The sequence below is a fragment of the Ramlibacter sp. GCM10027632 genome (assembly GCF_042675325.1).
In the GTDB taxonomy this organism is placed as follows: Bacteria; Pseudomonadota; Gammaproteobacteria; order Burkholderiales; family Burkholderiaceae_C; genus Ramlibacter.
Genome location: NZ_JBHTGW010000004.1, coordinates 233,419 through 252,455 on the forward strand (window position 1 = coordinate 233,419; position 19,037 = coordinate 252,455).

9 protein-coding genes are annotated in these 19,037 nt (G+C 76.6%); 1 reads left to right on the forward strand and 8 read right to left on the reverse strand.

What is annotated here, in order from left to right:
• Positions 1-4: 4 nt before the first annotated feature.
• The 3 genes from ACFQZY_RS08585 to ACFQZY_RS08595 are packed head-to-tail and all read right to left on the reverse strand — an operon-like array spanning position 5 to position 14,587.
• Positions 5-2,530, reverse strand: a complete 2,526-nt coding sequence (locus ACFQZY_RS08585; protein ID WP_377415106.1) for an ABC transporter permease — start codon at positions 2,528-2,530, stop codon at positions 5-7.
• Positions 2,527-9,471, reverse strand: a complete 6,945-nt coding sequence (locus tag ACFQZY_RS08590) for a beta-ketoacyl synthase N-terminal-like domain-containing protein (protein WP_377415108.1) — start codon at positions 9,469-9,471, stop codon at positions 2,527-2,529. The genes ACFQZY_RS08585 and ACFQZY_RS08590 overlap by 4 nt, the downstream gene beginning before the upstream one ends.
• The gene (locus ACFQZY_RS08595) at positions 9,455-14,587 is read right to left on the reverse strand and encodes a MupA/Atu3671 family FMN-dependent luciferase-like monooxygenase (RefSeq protein WP_377415110.1); all 5,133 of its coding nucleotides are present in this window, start codon (positions 14,585-14,587) and stop codon (positions 9,455-9,457) included. The genes ACFQZY_RS08590 and ACFQZY_RS08595 overlap by 17 nt, the downstream gene beginning before the upstream one ends.
• Before the next feature lie 262 nt (positions 14,588-14,849).
• Between ACFQZY_RS08595 and ACFQZY_RS08600 the strand changes: the two genes are divergently transcribed.
• Positions 14,850-15,629, forward strand: coding sequence for a polysaccharide deacetylase family protein (locus ACFQZY_RS08600; RefSeq protein WP_377415112.1), 780 nt, complete (start codon positions 14,850-14,852; stop codon positions 15,627-15,629).
• 55 nt (positions 15,630-15,684) lie between these two features.
• On the opposite strand, the gene ACFQZY_RS08605 is transcribed toward ACFQZY_RS08600, so the two are convergent.
• The 5 genes from ACFQZY_RS08605 to fdh3B all read right to left on the reverse strand — a co-directional run bounded on the left by ACFQZY_RS08605 (position 15,685) and on the right by fdh3B (position 19,030).
• The gene (locus ACFQZY_RS08605; RefSeq protein ID WP_377415115.1) at positions 15,685-16,530 is read right to left on the reverse strand and encodes a formate dehydrogenase accessory sulfurtransferase FdhD; all 846 of its coding nucleotides are present in this window, start codon (positions 16,528-16,530) and stop codon (positions 15,685-15,687) included.
• 66 nt (positions 16,531-16,596) lie between these two features.
• Complete coding sequence (locus tag ACFQZY_RS08610) at positions 16,597-16,980, reverse strand: hypothetical protein (protein WP_377415117.1); 384 nt, start codon at positions 16,978-16,980, stop codon at positions 16,597-16,599.
• A 22-nt stretch (positions 16,981-17,002) separates the two neighbouring features.
• Positions 17,003-18,211 carry a formate dehydrogenase subunit gamma gene (locus ACFQZY_RS08615; protein WP_377415120.1) on the reverse strand — a complete coding sequence of 403 codons (1,209 nt, stop codon included), beginning with the start codon at positions 18,209-18,211 and terminating at the stop codon, positions 17,003-17,005.
• The gene (locus ACFQZY_RS08620; RefSeq protein ID WP_377415122.1) at positions 18,195-18,413 is read right to left on the reverse strand and encodes a hypothetical protein; all 219 of its coding nucleotides are present in this window, start codon (positions 18,411-18,413) and stop codon (positions 18,195-18,197) included. Before ACFQZY_RS08620 ends, ACFQZY_RS08615 begins: the two co-directional genes overlap by 17 nt.
• A complete protein-coding gene (gene fdh3B, locus ACFQZY_RS08625; RefSeq protein WP_377415124.1) occupies positions 18,410-19,030 on the reverse strand; it encodes a formate dehydrogenase FDH3 subunit beta in 621 nt (206 codons plus the stop codon). Before fdh3B ends, ACFQZY_RS08620 begins: the two co-directional genes overlap by 4 nt.
• Between the last annotated feature and the right edge of the window lie 7 nt (positions 19,031-19,037).

Below are 19,037 nucleotides of genomic sequence, written 5' to 3' on the forward strand. Positions count from 1 at the left end.
CGCGTCAGTCCTGCGGTGCCTTGCGCAGGATCTCGACGACCGGCCGGGTCAGCACCTCGCGCAGCCCCCACCAGCCGGCGGCCAGGGCCAGCAGGGCGCCGGCCGCGCCGCCGGCCAGCGGCACCAGGGGGGAGGCGCGCCACTCGAAGTCGAACGCGTAGCGCGCCAGGGCCCAGCCCACCGCGCTGGCCACCCCGCTCGCCAGCAGGCCCGCCAGCAGTCCCACCCCGGCGAGCTCCGCGCGCTGCACCTGCCGCAGCAGCGAGGCACGGGCGCCGACGGCGCGCATCACCGCGAACTCGCGCGCGCGCTCCTCGCGGGTGGCGGTGACGGCCGCGAACAGCACCACCACGCCCGCCGCCAGGGTGAAGCCGAAGAGGAACTCCACCGCGCGGATCACCTGGTCCAGCACCGACTGCACCTGCGTCAGCGTGGCCGACATGTCCACGCTGGTGATGTTGGGGAAGGCCCGCACCAGGGCGTTGTCGAAGCCGCGCTGCGCCGGGGCCCGGAACGAGGTCATGTAGGTGGACGGCGTGCCCGGCATCTCGGCGACCGGGAACATCACGAAGAAGTTGGCGCGCATCGAGCCCCAGTCCACCTTGCGCAGCGAGGTGATGCGCGACTCGTGCACCAGCCCGCCGATGTCGAAGCGCAGCGTGTCCCCCAGCTGCAGGCCCAGGGTGCGGGCCAGGCCCTCCTCCACGCTGGCGCCATCGCGCTCCTGCGGCACCCAGCGGCCGGCCACCACCGGGTTGTGCGGCGGCTGCGCCGCGCTGTGGGAGAGGTTGAACTCGCGGTCCACCAGGCGGCGCGCGCGGTCCTCGGCGTAGTCATCGGGCGAGACCGCGCGGCCGTTCACCGCGACGAGGCGGCCGCGGATCATGGGGTACCAGTCGTAGCGCGCCACGCCGGCCGACTCGAGCATGGCGCGGAAGGCGGCGGCCTGGTCCGGCTGCACGTTGATCACGAAGCGGTTGGGCGCGTCGGGCGGGGTGGCGCGGCGCCAGCTGTCGACGAGGTCGGTGCGAAGCAGCACCAGCAGCACCAGCGCCAGCAGGCCCACCGCCAGCGCGCTGACCTGCACCACCGCGTAGGCCGGGCGGGCCGAGACCTGGCGCGTGGCCAGCACCAGCCAGCGCGGCGCGGTGGCCTCGTTGACCACCGCGCGCAGCGCCTTCACCGCCACCCAGCCCAGGCCGGCGAACAGCACCACGGCGCCGGCGAAGCCGCCCACCGCGATGGCGCCCAGCTTCAGGTCGCTGCTGGCGGCCAGCAGCAGGGCGGCGAAGCCCGCCACACCCAGGCCCAGCACCGCCAGCGAGGCCGGCTTCAGCCCGCCCACGTCACGGCGGATCACGCGCAGCGGCGGCACCTGCGCCAGCTGCAGCACCGGCGGCAGGCCGAAGGCGGCCAGCAGGGTCAGGCCCATGCCCAGGCCGAAAACGGCGGGCCAGGCGCCCGGCGGCGGCAGGCCGGCGTCGACCAGCCCCGCGAGCAGCCGCACGAAGACGAAGTGCACCGCCCACCCCAGCGCTACGCCCAGCGCGCTGGCGCCCGCCCCGACCACGCCGAACTCGAAGGCGTAGGCCAGCGCGATGGTGCGCTGGCGCAGGCCCAGCACGCGCAGCATGGCGCAGTCATCGAGGTGGCTGGCGGCGAAGCCGCGCGCGGCCAGGGCCACCGCCACCGCGCTCAGGAGCGCGGCGAGCAGGGCCACGAGGTTGAGGAATTTCTGCGCGCGATCGAGCACCTGGCGCATCTCGGGTCGGCCGCTGTCCAGCGACTCCAGCCGCAGGCCGCGCAGGTCCTGCGCCTTGACCTGGGCCTGGGTCCAGTCGGAGAAGCGGCGCACCGCGGCGTCGGGGCCGGTCACGGCCAGGCGGTAGGTCAAGCGGCTGGCCGGCTGCACCAGGCGGGTGGCGGCGAGGTCGGCCTCGCCGATCATCACGCGCGGCGCGAAGCTCATGAAGCCGGCGCCGCGGTCGGGCTCCGTCACCAGGATCCGCGCGATGCGCAGCTTCGCATCGCCGAGCCACAGGGGCTGGCCCACCTGCAGGCCCAGCGCGTCGAGCAGCGGCGCGTCGACCCAGGCCTCGCCCGCGGCGGGCACCTCGCGCGTGGGCTCGGCCGGCGCGTCGGGCGCGGGGGCCACGGTGAGGCGGCCGCGCAGCGGGTAGCCGGGGGGCACGGCCTTGAGGGCGACGAGGCGGCTGGCGCCGCCCTGCGCGTCGTCGGCGCGGGCCATGGTGGGGAAGCTCACCGTGGTGGCGGCCTGCAGGCCCAGCGCCCTCGCCTGCTGCGCGAAGGCCGGCGGCGCCGGCTGGTCGCTGGCGACGACCGCGTCGCCTCCCAGCAGCTGGCGCGCGTCGCGCGCGAGGCCGGCCTGCAGCCGGTCGGCGAAGAAGCCCACCGCGGCCAGCGCGGCGACGGCCAGGGTCACGGCCACGATCACCAGGCGCAGCTCGCCGGCGCGCAGGTCGCGGCGCAGCGTGCGCCAGCCCAGGCGCCAGGAGGAGGTCGAAGTCATGGGACTGAAGGTACCCCAAAAGCAATGGGGGCCGCAGCGGCGGGGGCGGCGCCGTCGGCCTGCGCCAGCGCCCGCCGCAGGCCCTGCGCCAGCGCCTCCAGCCCCGGGCCGGCCATGACCTCCAGGTGGGCGCCCGGCAGCGGCACGACCTCGATCGCGCCGCGCACGCGCGCCTCCCAGCCCAGGCGGGGGCCGGCGGCGAGCTGGCGCAGGTCGGCGTCGCGGGCCTTGAACAGCCACAGCGGGCCCGCCCAGTCACCGGGGTCGTGGCGCGCCTGCAGGCCCATGAAATGGCGGTACAGGGACTCCTCCACCAGCTCCGGCGGCAGCGGCTCGCCGCGCGAGCGCAGGGCCTCGGCCTGGGCGTGGCGGGCCAGCGCCGGGCGGGCCGCCCGCTGGCGGGCGACCCAGGCGCGGGCGTGCTGCCAGGGCCGGCGGCGGGCCAGCCACAGCTTGCGCCAGGGCGCGATCGCGGCGCGCGCGGCGGCGGGCTCGAGGGTGTCGATCATTGCCAGCAGGTCCACGCCCTGGCCCCGGGCCTGCAGCTGCCGCGCCATCGCGAGGGCCACCAGCCCGCCGCCGGAGTAGCCGACGAGGCGGTACGGCCCCCGCGGCGCCACCGCGCGCAGCGCCTCCAGGTACTGGGCCGCCATGGCCTCGATGGACGCCAGCGGGGGCAGGCGGCCGTCCACGCCCTGGGCCTGCAGACCGTACACCGGCTGGTGTGCGCCGAGGCGGTCGGCCAGCGGGCGGAAGTTCAGCACGTGGCCGCCGGCGCCGTGGACGCAGAACAGCGGCGGCCGGGCGGGGTCGCCGGGCCGCAGGGTGACGAGGGGAGACCAGGGCGGCGGGGTGGCGGCGGGTGCGCGTGCCGCATCGCAGGTTGCTGGCGCTACCGGGGCTGCGGCCCCGGCCTGTGCCAGCCGGCGCGCCAGCCCGCCCAGGGTCGGCGCCTCGAACAGGATGGACAGGGGCAGGTCCACCCCGAACTGCCGGCGCAGGCGCGCGAACAGCCGCACCGCGACCAGCGAGTGACCGCCGAGCGTGAAGAAATCGTCGTGCCGCCCGGGATCCGCGACACCGAGCAGGTCGCGCCAGATCGCCGCAATGCCCGACTCCAGCGGGGTGAGGGCGGCGCACGGCGATGCCGGCCCTTCCGACGGGGCAGGCATGCGAGCCGGAACGTCGGCGCGCGAAGCGGCGGCGGGCGCTGTGGGCGCTGTGGGCGCTGTGGGCGCTGTGGGCGCTGTGGGCGCTGTGGGCGCTGTGGGCGATGTGGGCGATGTGGGCGATGTGGGCGATGTGGGCGATGTGGGCGATGTGGGCGATGTGGCGGCCGGGGCGGGGGCGGATGCGCGGCCTGTCCCGGCGTCGGCCGTCGGGAGCTCCTGCGCCGCCTCCCGCGCCGTGGCGATCACGAGCGGCGCGCCGGCCGCGAGCGCGCGCTCGAACAGCGCGGGTGCGTCGCCGGCCCGCAGCCCCTCGCCGAGCCGGGCCCGCAGCATCGAGGCCGGCCGCGCCGCGGGCATCGCCAGCACCGCGGGGTCGACCGCACGCAGGCGCAGGCCCTGCAGCGCGGCCAGGAGCGAGCCGCCGGGCGCGAACAGCCAGGCATCGAACGACGCGTCGCCGCCTGCCCCGGCGCCGCGGAGGCGGACGCGGCACTCGAAGCGCGCCGGCAGCGGGGCCCGCAGGACTGCGCGCTCGAGCGAGACCGGCGCGAACAGGCGGCCCTGGCCGGGCGCCGGCAGCAGGTGCAGCCCGAGGGTGGCGGCGGCGTCGAGCAGCGCCGCGTGGCAGGCGAAGGTGTCGAGGTCGCGGGCGAACGCGGCGGGCAGCGCGAGCCGGCCCTCGGCCGCCCAGGGGCCGAGGCGCTGCGCCTCCAGGCAGTCCCAGCGCGGACCGAAAGCCAGCGCCACATGCCCGCCCTGCGGCGCGCGCCCGGGGACCCAGGGGCCTTCCAGCGGCGGTGGCGGTTCGCCCTCACCCTTGCCCTTGCCCTTGCCCTTGCCCTTGCCCTTGCCCTCGCCCTTGCCCTCGCCCTCGCCCTCGCCCTCGCCCTCGCCCTCGCCCTCGCCCTCGCCCTCGCCCTCGCCCTCGCCCTCGCCCTCGCCCTCGCCCTCGCCCTCGCCCTCGCCAGCGCCCTCGCCAGCGCCAGCGCCCTCGCCAGCGGCAGCGGCAGCGGCATCACCCCCGGGCGCCAGCAGCGCGCGCGCATGGACCCGCCAGCCGGCCTCGCCGGGGCCGCGGCTGCGGGCCTCGAGGGCCAGGCCCTCGCCGGCCGGGCGCAGCAGCACCTGCAGGCGGCGCGGCGCGGCGTCGAACGCCAGCGCGGCGTCGAGCGCGAGCTCGCGCACCGCCAGCGGGCCGGGGCCGCGCAGCGCGGTCCAGGCGGCCCGAGCCACCTCCAGCCATGCCACGCCGGGCAGCACCGGCCGGCCGGCGACCCGGTGCTCGGCCAGCGGCCACAGGCGCGCCGGATCGGGCTGCGACTCGAAGGCGAGGGCCCCCTCCACCGGCTCACGGCGGGCGCCGAGCAGGGGGTGGGTGGCGGCTGGCGGCGGCGGGGCCATCGCCGCCGGCGCGAGGCCCCAGGCGCGCGCCGCCATGCCGGTGTCGGCCCACAGGCCCCAGCGCAGCACCCGCCCGTCGGGCCGGGCGCGGGCGACGGCCTCGGCACAGGCGTTGGCGGCGACGTAGTCCACCTGGCCGGGCGGCGCGAGGTCCACGCTGGTGGAGGAGAACACCGCGAACAGGTCCAGCGGCCGCGGCAGCAGTCGGTGCAGCACCCACGCGCCGCCGGCCTTGCCCGCGAGCAGCCGGTGCATGTCGGCCAGGGGCTTGGTGGCCAGGGGCGCATCGTCCACCTCGCCGGCGGCGTGGAACACACCATGCAGCGTTCCCCAGCGCGCGGCGGCGCCCGCCAGCACCTGCGCCATGCGGGCCGGGTCGGCCACGTCGGCCGCCTCGACCTGCACCTCGCCGCCGTCCCGCGTGATGGCCAGCAGGCGGCGCAGGAGGCGGGCCAGCGGCGCATCGTCGCCACGGGCCGCCAGCACCGCCCACTGCGCCGGCGGCGGCAACGCGCGGCGCGACACCAGCACGAGCCGCGCATGGCAGCGGCGCGCGAGCCAGTGCGCCAGCGCGAGGCCGAGGTCGCCCAGGCCGCCGGTGACGAGGTACACGCCGGCCTCGCGAAGGCCGGCCCCTGCACCTACACCTGCACCTACACCTGCACCTGCACCTGCACCTGCACCTGCACCTGCACCTGCACTGGCACTGGCACCCGCACTGGCACCGGGGACAGCGCCGGGACCGCCGGCCACCGCCCTCGGCGCGGCCAAGCGTTCCCGGCGCGGCGTCCAGCGCTCGCCGTCGCGCCAGCCGGCGAGGGCCGGCCCTTCGACGCGGCCGGAGGCGAGGTCGGAGGCCTCGGCCAGGAGATGGCGCGCCGCACCCGCCGCGCCCGCTGCAGGATCGAGGTCGACCATGCGAGCCCCCAGCCCCGCGACTTCACGCGGCGCGACCCGGGCCGGCCCCAGCGCCAGCGCCTGCAGCGGCGACACGGGGGCCTGGCCCGCCACCGCCTGCGCCCCGGCGGTCGCCACCAGGAGCCGGGGCGGCTGCGCGAGGTCCAGCCACTGCAGGGCGCGCGCGAGCCGCACCGGGCCGTCGAACGCCTCGGCCCGCAACGGCAGCGGCTCCCCGGGCCGGCGCAGCGGCGCAAGGGCTCCGGCATGGACCACGATGTCGGGCAGTCGGCCCTCGGCCTGCAGTGCCTCCAGCACCTGCCGCAGGTCGTCCTCGCCGCCGGGCGCGATGCACCAGTGCGACGGGCCGAGGCGCACGAAGCCCCCGCCGTGATCGGCACGCAGCAGCTCGCGGCCCGGGCCGCGGAAGCGGCGGCCCAGCGCGCGCGCGAGCGAAGGTCCGGCACCGACGAGGAGCCAGCGGCCCCGGGGCGGCACGACGGCGGTCAGGTCCTCGCGCCCCCACCGCTCGGTGGACAGCCGGCTGGGCGGATCCCCCGCGGCGGGAGCGGTCGCGGCAGGCCCACCCGCCGGGGCGCCGCCGGCGGCAGGGGGACCGGCAGGCGTTTCGGCGGCATCGGGATCGGCATCGGCGCCGTCGAAGCCGGGACCGGACGGCTCGACGGGGGCCGGCGGCTCGATCCAGTGCCTCGTCGACTCGAACGCGCAGGTCGGCAGCGGCTGCCGCCGGCGCCGGCCCGTCCCCCCCACCGCTCGCCCGTCGATCGCGACACCGCGGCACCACAGCGCGCCGGCGCTGGCCAACATGACCGGCAGGTCCTCCCCGGGCGCACCTGCCGCACCTGCCGCACCTGCCGCACCTGCCGCACCTGCCGCACCTGCCGCACCTGCCGCACCTGCCGCACCTGCCGCAGCTGATGCACTGGATGCACGGGCCGCGGCCCGCGTGCTGGCGAGCACCTCGCGCGAGCGGCCCGGCCCCTGCGCGCGGGCGAGTGCGGCCAGCCCCTGCCCCGGCCCCACCTCCACCCACACCGCGCCCGGCAGCGAACGCCGCAGCAGCCGCAGCGCGCGGGCGAAGCGCACCGGCTCGCGCAGGTGGCGCGGCCAGTAGCCGGGTGGCAGGGCCTCGCCCGGCCGGACCCAGCAGCCCGTGACGGCGGAGAGGAACGGCCGCTGCGCGGGCCGCGCGGCGAGCGTGCGGGTGAACGCCTCCAGCTGCGGGAGCAGCGGCTCGACCGCGCGCGAATGCGCCGGCGCGCCCACCGGAAGCCAGCGCGCCTCGACGCCCTCGGCCTCGAGCTGCGCCGCCAGACGCGCCAGCGCCGGCCCGGGACCGCTGGCGGTGCACAGCGCGGGCGCGTTGAGGGCAGCGAGGTCCAGCCCCAGCGGCGCGAGGCGGGGCCGCAGCAGGGCCTCGGGCAGGGCCACCGCCAGCAGCCCGCCCGGCGGCGCGGCCTCGAGCAGGCGGCCGCGCAGGCAGGCCAGGGCCAGCGCGTCCTCCAGCGACAGCAGGCCCGCAAGGCAGGCCGCAGCCACCTCGCCCGCGCTGTGGCCGAGGACGGCAGCCGGCTGCACGCCCCAGTGCGCCCACAGGGCCGCCAGCGCGAACTGCAGGACGAACAGTGCGGGCAGCGCGAGGTGCGGCTGCTGCAGCCAGTGGGTCCCCCCTGCGGCCCCGGCACCGCGGCCATCCGCCCCGGGCCCCAGCAGCGCCTCGCGCACCCGCGGCCCGACCTCGGCGGGCAGCGCCCGGCAGCAGGACGCCACGGCCTCGCCGGCGGCCGGCCACGCCAGCAGGTCCAGCGCCGCGCCGGGGAACTGCGCTCCCCCGCCGGGCAGCAGGAAGGCCACGGGCGGGGACGCACCGGCCGGCGCGGCGGAAGCGGCCGGGACCCGCGCCCGCAGCGCCTCGCGCAGTCCCGCCGCGTCGCGCGCGACCAGGGCGACGCGGTGCGGGAAGGCCCGGCGGCCGATGCGGGTGGTGAAGGCCGCGTCGGCCAGCGCGAAGTCGGCCGGCGGGTCGTCCAGGAAGGCGCACCACTTCGCGGCCAGCGCCTGCAGCGAGGCCTCGCTGCGCGCCGACAGCGTGAACAGCTGCCAGGCCAGGGCGGCCTCGGCCGGCGCCTGCGGCGCCTCCTCCAGCACCAGGTGGGCGTTGGTGCCGCCCACGCCCAGCGAATGCACCGCCGCGCGCCGCACGCGCGGGCCGCGGGGCCAGGGGCGCGGCGCCACGGGCACGGTGAACGGCAGGCCCTCGTGCGCCCAGCGCGGGTTGGGCCGCCGGAAATGCAGTTGCGCCGGCCACAGCCCGTGGCGCAGCGCAAGGCAGACCTTGACCAGCGAGGCCGCGCCGGCGGCGGTGTCCAGGTGACCGATGTGCGCCTTCAGCGAGCCGAGCGCGATGGTGCCCGGCGCCGCCGCGCCATAGGCCTGCGCCAGCGCCGCGACCTCGATCGGGTCGCCCACCGCGGTGCCGGTGCCGTGGGCCTCGACCGCGTCGATGTCGGCGGGGCGCAGGCCGGCGACCGCCAGGGCCTCGGCGGCGCAGCGCGCCTGCCCGTCGACGCCGGGCGCCAGGTAGCCGGCCTTGCCACGGCCGTCGTTGTTGACGGCGCTGCCGCGGATCACGGCATGGATGAAGTCGCCATCGGCCAGCGCGTCCTCCAGCCGGCGCAGCACGACGACCGCGACGCCGCTGCCGAAGACGGTGCCCGCCGCGTCGGCATCGAAGGCGCGGCAGCGCCCGTCGGGCGAAAGGATCTCGCCAGGCGCGTGGCGGTAGCCCGCGCGGTGCGGCAGCTCGATGCTGGCGCCGCCGGCCAGGGCCAGGTCGCACTCGCCGGCCAGCAGGGCCTGGCAGGCCAGGTGCACCGCCACCAGCGAGGTGGAGCACGCGGTCTGCACCGCCACGCTGGGGCCGCGCAGGTCCAGCAGGTACGACACGCGCGAGGTGAGGAAGTCCTTGTCGTTGCCGGTGTGCCGCAGCAGGAACAGGCCCATGGACCGCAGCAGCGCCGCGTGGGGCAGCAGGTGGCGCGCGAAATACAGCTGCGCGCCGCAGCCGCCATACACGCCGATGGCGCCGGTCCCGCCGCCGAAGGTCTCGGGCAGGTGGCCCGCATCCTCCAGCGCCTCCCAGGCGCATTCGAGGAAGTGGCGGTGCTGCGGGTCCATCACCGCGGCATCACGCGGCGCCAGGCCGAAGAAGCCGGCGTCGAAGTCCTCCATGCCGGCCAGCGGCAGGCAGGCGCGCACGTAGGCCGGGTCGGCGGCCTCGGCGGGCGGCACGCCGGCGGCGCGCAGTTCGGCGTCGGTGGGGCGGTGGGTCGCGTCGCGGCCCTCGCGCAGCAGGCGCCACAGCGCCGCGGCGTCGGGCGCGCCGGGAAAGCGCCCGGCCAGGCCGATGATGGCGACGGCCCCGGCCGGGGCCTCAGGCGGCCGGGACATGGGCGCGGCGCTGGCGGCGCGCCTGGGCGCGGTCCTGGCCCTGCGCCACCGCCCCCGGGCCCACCGGTGCGCCCGCGGCCGGCGTGCCGCGCGAGGCGAGGTGCCGGGCCAGCGCGGCGACCGTGGTGTGGCGGAACAGGTCGGCCACCCCCAGCTCGCGGCCGGTGGCCTCGCGCAGGCGGCGCTGCACCTGGACCACGGCCAGCGAGTGGCCGCCCAGGTCGAAGAAATTGCAGTCGCGGCCGACCTCGTCGACGCCGAGGACCTCGCGCCAGGTGGCGGCGACGAGCCGCTCCAGCGCGCCAGCCGTCTCATGCGCTTCATGCGCTTCACGCGTGCCTTGCGTGCCTTGCGTGCCTTGCGTGCCTTGCGTGCCTTGCGTGGCGCGTTGCGCCAGCGCGAGCCGGTCGACCTTGCCGTTGGCATTGAGCGGCAGGCGCGCGACCACCGTGAGCGAGGCCGGCAGCATCGCCTCGGGCAGTTCGAGCGCGAGCCGGCGGCGCAGCGTGCGCGGCTCGGGCGGGCGGCCAGGGTCGCCCGCCGTGACCCAGGCCCGCAGCGACGGGGCCTGCCCGCCCTCCGCGCCGACGACGACCACCGCCGCCTCGCGCACGCCGGGCTGGCGCGCGAGCGCGGCCTCGACCTCGGCCGGCTCGACGCGGTGGCCGCGGATCTTCACCTGCTGGTCCAGCCGGCCGAGGAACTCGAGGCGGCCGTCCGGGTGGCGGCAGACGCGGTCGCCGGTGCGGTACAGGCGCCGCCCCGGGTGCGCCGGGTCGGCCACGAAGCGCTGCGCCTGCAGCGCCGGCAGGCCGACATAGCCGCGCGCCACGCCCGCGCCGCCGATCCACAGCTCGCCGGGCACCAGGGCCGGGCATTCCTGCCCCCAGGCATTGCGCACGTGCAGCGTGGTGTTGGCCAGGGCCTCGCCCAGCGGCACGAAGCCATCGGCCGGCCCCAGCTCGCCGACCTCGCCGCAGGCCGACCACACCGTGGTCTCGGTGGGGCCGTACATCTGCAGCACGCGGCCCGGCACCAGCGCGCGCAACTCGCGCGCCAGCGGCACCGGCAGCGCCTCGCCGCCCACCAGCAGCACCGACAGCCGCCGCAGCGCCTCGCGCCCCGTCTCGTCGGCCACCAGCAGCGCCGCCAGCGAGGGCGTGCATTGCAGGTGGGTGATGCCCTCGCTGCGCATCTGCGCGGCGACGTCCGCGACGTCCCCAACACCACCAACACCACCAACACCACCAACACCACCAACACCACCAACACCACCAACACCACCAACACCACCAACACCACCAACACTCGCAGCACCCGCAGCACCGTCCGACCCTTCCGCCCCCCCCGCAACCGTGGCACCCGCGGCACCCTCCGTCCCCTCCGCACCCGCGGCACCCGCGGCACTCCCTTGCGCATGCGAAAGCGGCGGCGGCAGGCGCCGGGGCCGCTGGGCCAGGGCCATCAGGCGGCGCAGGTCCTCGAGGTGGGCGAGCACGGTGTCCTCGGGCAGGCCGAAGTCGATGAGGCAGGCGATCTCGTCGACGCCCGCGGCACGGAGCCGGCGCACCAGCGGCAGGCAACGCTCCGGGCTGCCGATGAGGGCGCCGCCGTCGGCGTAGCGGCGGAACGCGTGTTCGAGCAGGGCCTCCATCTCGTCGTCCTGCAGCGGCTGCGCCTGCATCACCTCCAGCGGCGTGCGGCCGTCCGCGGCGGCGCGCTGCACGAAGGTGGGGAAGGTCCAAGCGGCTTGGCGCACCAGGTCCACCGCGTCGCGCAGGTAGGCCTTCATCGGGCCGCGCGCGGCCTCGCGCGCCGCCTCGTGGTCCTCGCCGACGAAGGCATGGACCATGAGCGTGACCTGCCCGCGCCCGGGATGGCCCGCGGCCCGCCGCGCCGCGCGGTAGGCCGCCACCTTGGCCGCGACCTCCTCCACCGTCTGCCCCAGCAGGTGCGTGAGCACGTGGCAGCCGGCGCGGCCCGCCGACTCGAAGGTGGCAGGGTGCGAGGCGGCGGTGATCCACACCGGCAGCTCGGACTGCACCGGCGCGGGCAGCGCGCGCAGGCGCAGCGCCTCGCCCTGCGGCCCGGCGCAGGCGAGGGCCTCGCCGCGCCACAGCGCGCGCACCGTGTCGACGCCCTCGAACAGCAGGCGCCGGCGCTCGGCGAAGGCCTGGGGCGCGAGCGCGAAGTCCTGCGGCTGCCAGCCCGAGGCGAAGGCCACGCCGGCGCGGCCGCCCGAGAGGTTGTCGACCACGGCCCACTCCTCGGCGACGCGCAGCGGGTGGTGCAGCGGCAGCACGCAGCTGCCGGCGCGCACCTTGACGCGGGTGGTGATGGCGGCGACCGCGGCGCCGGTGACCGCCGGGTTGGGGTAGAGGCCGCCGAAGGCATGGAAGTGGCGCTCCGGCGTCCACACCGCCTCGAAGCCGTGGCGGTCGGCGAAGCGCGCGGCCTCGAGCAGCAGGCGGTAGCGGTCGCCGCCGCCGGGCGCCTGCGAGGCATCGCTGGCAAAGTGGAATAGGCTGAACGCGGGGCCCGCCGGACGCCCGGGTGGGTCAGCCCTCGCCCCCTCGTGTGTCCCATGTGCCCCCTGTTCACCCTGCGCACCCCGCGTGCCCTGCGTGCCCTGCGTGCCCTGCGTGCCCTGCGTGCCCTGCGTGCCCTGCGTGCCCTGCGTGCCCTGGGTGTCGTGTGCCCCCTCGCCCGCAACGTCGTGTGCACTGGTGCGCGGGCCGGGCGCGAGGACCACGGTGAATCCGCGCGAGAGCGTCCACAGCAGTTCAAGCACGGCAATGTCGAACGACAGCCGCGTGACCGCGAGCCAGCGGCCGCCGCCCGCGTGCGGCACGCGCGCGTCCAGCCCGGCGAAGAGATTGAGCAGGCCGGCGTGGGTGACGGCCACGCCCTTGGGACGGCCGGTGGAGCCGGAGGTGTAGATCACGTAGGCCTCGTGGCCGCCCTCGACGCGCGGCCAGGGGACGCCTTCGCCTTCGCCCTCGCCCTCGCCCTCGCCCTCGCCCTCGCCCTCGCCCTCGCCCTCCGCTGCACCTGCACCTGCACCTGCACCTGCACCTGCACCTGCAAAGGGGTCCCGGCCGTCGTCCACGTCCCCCGGCACCACCACGGCCTCCTCCGGCACCCCCAGCAGGGCCGCGGCCTGCGCATGGCCCACGACCAGGCGCACCCCGGCATCCTCCCGCATCAGGCGCAGCCGCGGGGCCGGCTGGTCCGGGTCCAGCGGCACCCACGAAGCGCCGCAACGCAGGAGGGCCAGCAGGGACGCCACCAGGTCCGGCGTGCGGGTCAGGCACACGCCGACGCGGTCGCCGGGCCCGGCGCCGCGCGCGCGCAGCGCCCGGGCGAGCACCAGCGCGCGCCGCTGCAGCGCCGCCTGCGTGACGCGCTCGCGCCCCCAGGCGATGGCGGTGGCGCCGGGCCGTGACTGCGCGGCCCGGGCCACGGCCTCGTGCACGCCCAGGCCCATGTCCACCGCCAGCGCGGTGTCGTTGGCGGCCAGGCACTGCGCGGCCTCGATCGGCGGCTGCAGCGGGACCTCCCCCACCCGGCCGTCGGCGCGGGCGAACGCCTGCAGCCAGGCTTCCAAGTGGCGCGCCATCACATGGGCCACCGGCGGCGCGAAGGCGGCGGCGTCGACATGCAGGGCCAGCGGCTGGCCCGGCGCGGCGGCATGCAGCACCAGCGCCAGCCCGGGGACCGGGCCGCGCCCGCCCAGGCAGAGACCGGCGCGCAGCGGACCGGCGCTGCCGGCCGCGCGCCCCAGCCGCAGCGGCAGGTCACGCGTCATGGGGCCGGCGTCACGGGCGCGGGCGACGTGCACCGCGGCCCGCGCCCGGGCATGCCGCACGCGGCGCGCGGCCGGCGTGCGCAGCACCAGCGGCACCCAGGCCGAGGCCCAGGGCTCCAGGCCCTCGGCCTGGCCGGCGAGGACGGCATCGGTGTAGAACACCCCCACCGCATCCTGCCCGGTGAGCGCCGAGAGCCAGGCGCAGAAGGCAGCGACGGTGTCGCTGCCGGCCTCGGCCGCATCCAGCGGCAGGCGCAGCGGCGAGGGCAGGCCGGCCGGCGCGCCAGCCGCCGCACGCCGGTACGGCAGTTCCAGCGGCGGCAGGTCCTCGAGGGCGCGCCGCCAGGGCACCTCGGCCCGCGCCAGGCGCGGCTGGGCCTGGGCCAGGCGTTCGCGCAGCGCGGGATCCAGCGCGGGCAGCACCTGCCCCGCGGCCAGGCCCCGCAGCGGCGGCGACGGGTCCGCATCGAGCGCGCGCAGGCCCTCCACGCGCAGCACGCCCTGCGCGGTGGCCACGCGCAGGCCGCCGTCCTCCACCGCCAGCACCGTGCCGGGCACGACGCGCGGGGCCTCGGCCGCGCCGGCAGGCCCCGCGCTGGCCCGGCCCACCGCCAGCAGGCGCGTGCCGGTCCACAGCTTGGGCAGGGCCAGCGGGTTGGGGTAGTCCTCCACCGTCAGCCCGCGCACCAGCGCGCACAGCTGCGGCGCGCGCCAGCTCCAGTCGAGGGTGGCCAGGGCCGGCGGGCGCAGGTGGCGGCCGAAGCCGCTGGCGGGGCCGCGCTGCGGCGCGAGTACGGCCCCGCCCGCGGCGAGGTCGTCCATGAGCGCGAGGAAGGTGGTGAAGCCAGCCTCGTAGCAGCGCGCGTTCAGGCTCTGCGCGGTTTCGTCCGGTGCGAGGTCGAACAGCTGCTGGCGGGCGATGCGGCCGCGGTCCACCGCCTCCGTCATCTCGTGCCAGGTGACGCCGTGGCGGGTCTCGCTGCAGATCAGGGCCCAGTGCGGGGCATGCAGTCCGGCATAGCGCGGCAGCGGGCCATCGTGGAAGTTGAAGGCCTGCCGCGCCCGGCGCAGCAGCGCCGGCGGCAGCACGCGCAGGTTGGCGACGCTGAACAGGCAGTCGGCCTCGGGCAGGCTGGCGGCCTGCGCCAGGGGACCGGCCGGCAGCGCACGGCCCCGGGCCCAGCCGAGCACGGCCGCGTCGGCGCTGGCGACCGCCGCCACCGCATGCCCGGCCGCGAGCCAGGCCTCGGCGCATCGGACCAGGAGCGTGCCGTCACCGATGAAGACGGCCCGGATCGCAGCAGACATCGCATCGCCTCCCTGCAGGAGCGCGCATCGTAGGCATCCGCCCTGCCGGAGTCCGGGCCGCGCTTACAACTGGAAATGCCTTTTTGGTGAACCCTCGCCTGCTTGGCCGCTCTCGCCCGCGCCGGGCCTCGTTCACGTGCGGAAGTGCATGTTCTTGCCCAGCAATTGGCAAGGCCTTGTCCGACGTTTCGATACGCTTGTTGCCGACACGAGAATCCGGCCTCGGGCCACAGGATTCGCGGGCCCTCACTGCTTGCCCGCCATGACCCACCCTCCCGCGCCGTCCACGGCTGGCCTTCCTCCGCCCCCCATCCTGCGCTACGGCCAGGTCGCGCCGATGCCCGCAGGCGTGGAGCGCAACCAGTGGCCCTCCACCCCGCCCGAGGAGTTCGCCCAGCAGATGGGCTGGCTGCGCGAGGCCGGCTACACCGCCCTGGCCATGCGCGACCTGGAGCCCTACCTGCGCGGCGAGCGCAGCGGCCGCGTGGTGGGGCTGGCGGTGGATGCGGCGGTGTCCGCCACCGAGCATGTGCTGCCGGTGCTGCGCAAGCACGGCTTCACCGCCACCGGCTTCGCGGTCAGCGCCCGCCTGGGCGAGACCTGGGACGGCAACCGGGGCGGCCCGCCCTATCCCATGATGGACGCGCGGCAGCTGCGCGACTGGGTGGCGGCCGGCCAGGAGGTGGGCGCGCACAGCCGCCACCACGTGGACCTGCGGACGCTGGACGAGTGGTCCGCCTGGTCCGAGATCGCCGGCTGCAAGGACGACCTCGAGTGCGCCGTGGGCCTGCCGGTGCGGCACTACTGCTACCCCTTCGGCCGCGTCGCCCCCGTGCTGGCGGCGATGGCGCGCGCGGCGGGCTATGCGACCGCGGCCACCGTCGTGCCGCACCGCCCCGGCCGAGCGCACGACCTGTTCGCGCTGCCGATGCTGGCGGTGGGGTCCACCCCGGCGCCGGCGGCGGTGTGGCTGCGCCTCACGCTGGGCATCGAGGCGGCCGAGGGCGGCGCGACGGCCCCGGCGCCGCCCGCGACGCGCTGAAGCGCTGACGCCGGAGCCGGAGCCGGAGCCGGAGCCGGAGCCGGACCCCGGCCCGTCAGGCGCGTCGCCCGGCCAGCTCCGGCTGCAGCAGCAGGCGCTGCGGCGCCGAGTAGCACAGGAAGTGCCGGTTCGTGGCGCGGCCGATGGCGCACAGTCCGAGCTGCTGCGCGACCTGGTGGCCCATCTGGGTGATGCCGCTGCGCGAGACCACGAGGGCCACGCCCATCTGGGCCGACTTGATCACCATTTCGCTGGTCAGGCGGCCGGTGGTGTAGAAGACGAAGGGCGCCTCGGGCGCGGCGCCGGAGGTCTCCACGCCGTGCATCCACATCCAGCCGGCGATGGTGTCGATGGCGTTGTGGCGGCCCACATCCTCGACGAAGACCAGCATCTCCTCGCCCCGGAACAGCGCGCAGCCGTGCACCGAGCCGGCCGACTTGTACGTGCTCTCCTGCAGCCGGATCGCGTTGACGATGGCGTACAGCTGCGCCTGCGTGAGCCGCGCCTGCGGCAGCGCGATCGAGGCCACGTCGTCCATCAGCGCGCCGAACACGCTGCCCTGGCCGCAGCCGGTGGTGACCACGCGGCGCGCGGTGCGCTCCTCGATGCGGTCGATGCCGGCGCGGGTCTTCACCGCCGCCGACTGCACCTCCCAGTCCACGGTGACCGACTCCACCTCGGCGGCCGAGGCGACGAGGCGCTGGTTGCGCAGGTACCCCAGGACCAGCCACTCGGGGTGGGCGCCCAGGGTCATGAGGGTGACCAGCTCGCGCTTGTCGACGTAGACCGTGAGGTCCCGCTCGGCGGGGATCTGCAGCGGCTCGCGCTCGCCGTGCTCGTTGACCGCCTCGATCTCGCGGGTGAGCGGGGCGCGGGCTTCGGTGAGGCGGGGCAGCGGCATGGCGGGCAGGCTACAGCAAAAAGGGCCAGCCGATGCCGGCTGGCCCTGGGATGGAAGCGGGAACGCTCAGGCCTTCTTCGCCGAGGCCGGGGCCGCAGGCTTGGAGGCCGCCGGGGCCGAAGCGCCCGCCGCGGGCGCGGCGGTGTAGACGAAGGGGCCCGGGTCCGCGCAGGGCGCCGGCGCGGCCGCGGCGGGCGCCGCAGCGGCGGACGCACCGGAAGCCGGCTTGGCGGCCGGTGCGGCCTTGGCCACCGGCGCGCCCTTGCGGTAGTGCGCCGCCACCTTGTCCTGCGACTTGCAGAGCTGGAAGGCGTCGACCTTGGCCTGCCAGGCCGTCTTGGCGGCGGCCTCGGCGGCCTTGGCCTTGGCCGCGTCGTCGGGCGCGGGCAGCTTGGCCAGCGCCAGCGGCGCGGCGGCAGCGATCAGCAGGGGAACGAGGAGCTGTTTCATCGGTGTCTCTCTTCTCAAGCGCTCAAGCGGCGCGCGTGTCGCCGGCCGGCGCGGCCGGGCCCGGCAGCGCGCTGCGCTGCGCGGGGATCTTGCCGGCCTTGACGTCGTCGTACCAGTACTCGTGGTGTTCCTTGGCCCAGGTCTCGTCGACATAGCCGGTGCGCATGGCGCTGTAGGCGCCGCGCATGCCGAGGGTGCCCATGTAGATGTGGCCCAGGAACATGGCCATCATCAGCACGGTGGCCACCGCGTGGACCATGTGGGCCACCTGCATCGTGGCGCGCTCGTAAATCAGGCCGGGGATCAGCTTGTCCAGCACCAGGCCGGAGGCGACGACGATCGCGCCCAGGAGGAACACGCCGCCCCAGAACAGGCCCTTCTCGCCGGCGTTGAAGCGGTGCGAGGGCACCTCCTTGCCGCCGAACAGGCCGCCAGCGCGCAGGATCCACTGCAGGTCGCCGCGGCCCGGCAGGTTGTCCTTGACGAAGGTGATGAAGACGATCACCAGCGACACGACGAACAGCGGGCCGACGAAGTTGTGCACGTTCTTCAGCACGTACGTCAGCCACCCGAACAGGGTGCCGCCGATGACGGGCTGGATGAAGAACTTGCCGAAGGCCATCACGATGCCCGAGACGGCCAGCGCCACGAAGGCGATGGCGTTGGTCCAGTGGGCCGCACGCTCGAACGGGGTGAAGCGCTCGATCTTGCGGCCGGTCTCCGCGCCGTGCAGCTCGATGGTGCCCTTGCCGAAGTAGAACAGGCCCAGGGCCAGCACCACGATGGCGAGCAGCGCCGCGCCGTAGGGAATGATCCACTGGTTGCGCACCTGCCGCCAGGCCTCGCCGGCGGTGGTCAGGCGCGAGCCCGGGTACTGCACGAACGGCTGGATCAGCACGCCGGCCTCGGGCGCATCGGCCTTGGGCAGGCTGGTGTAGCCCTCGACCCCGCTGCCCACCGCGCGCCACATGGGCGCGTTGTTGCCCGGCTGGACCCGGGCCCGCTCGGCGTTGGACTGCTTGAGGTAGTTGGGGTCCTGGCTGGCCTCGGGCTTCACATCCATGATGTTCTGCCCCTGGATGCCAGGCATGGCCGCCGCCGCAGCGGCGGGGGCGGCCGCAGCCGCAGCCTTGTCCTGGGCGAATGCCGCACCCGCGGCCCCGCCCGCGATCAGCAGGCCGGCCGCCAGGGCGCGCGCCGCGCGCAGCAGGGTGTCACTGGGCCTTTGCATAGTCGTTCTGCCCCTGGCCACGGGTCTTGAGCTGCTGTTCCCAGCTGGTCTTGTCGCCGGGCTTCCAACCGGGCGCGGTGAAGTTCGAGCCGGTGCCCTGGAAGGCGGGCACGTCGGACTTCACGCCGCCCAGCGTCTGCGGCTTCTCGGAGCAGCCGGCCAGCGCCAGCAGCGAGGCGATGAGTGCGAGGGTGCGGATCACGACTTGCCTCCTTGCGGGGGCTGGCCCGCGGTCTTGCTGCCATAGGCCGTGCCCCAGCCCCAGACCTCGGCGCCGGTGCCGCGCTTGACCACGCGCGAGCGCAGCACGTCGGCCACCATGTCGCCGTCGCCGGCGAGCAGGGCCTTCGTCGAGCACATCTCGGCGCAGGCCGGCAGCTTGCCTTCGGCCAGGCGGTTGCGGCCGTACTTCTCGAACTCGGCCTGCGAGCCGTTGGCCTCGGGGCCGCCGGCGCAGAACGTGCACTTGTCCATCTTGCCGCGCACGCCGAAGGTGCCCTTGGAGGGGAACTGGGGCGCGCCGAAGGGGCAGGCGTAGCTGCAGTAGCCGCAGCCGATGCAGATGTCCTTGTCGTGGAGCACCACGCCTTCGTCGGTCTTGTAGAAGCAGTTGACCGGGCACACCGCCATGCAGGGCGCGTCCGAGCAGTGCATGCACGCGACGGAGATGGACTTCTCGCCGGGGACGCCGTCATTGAGCGTGACCACGCGGCGGCGGTTCACGCCCCAGGGCACCTCGTGCTCGTTCTTGCAGGCGGTGACGCAGCTGTTGCACTCGATGCAGCGCTCGGCGTCGCAGATGAATTTCATTCGTGCCATGTGCGCT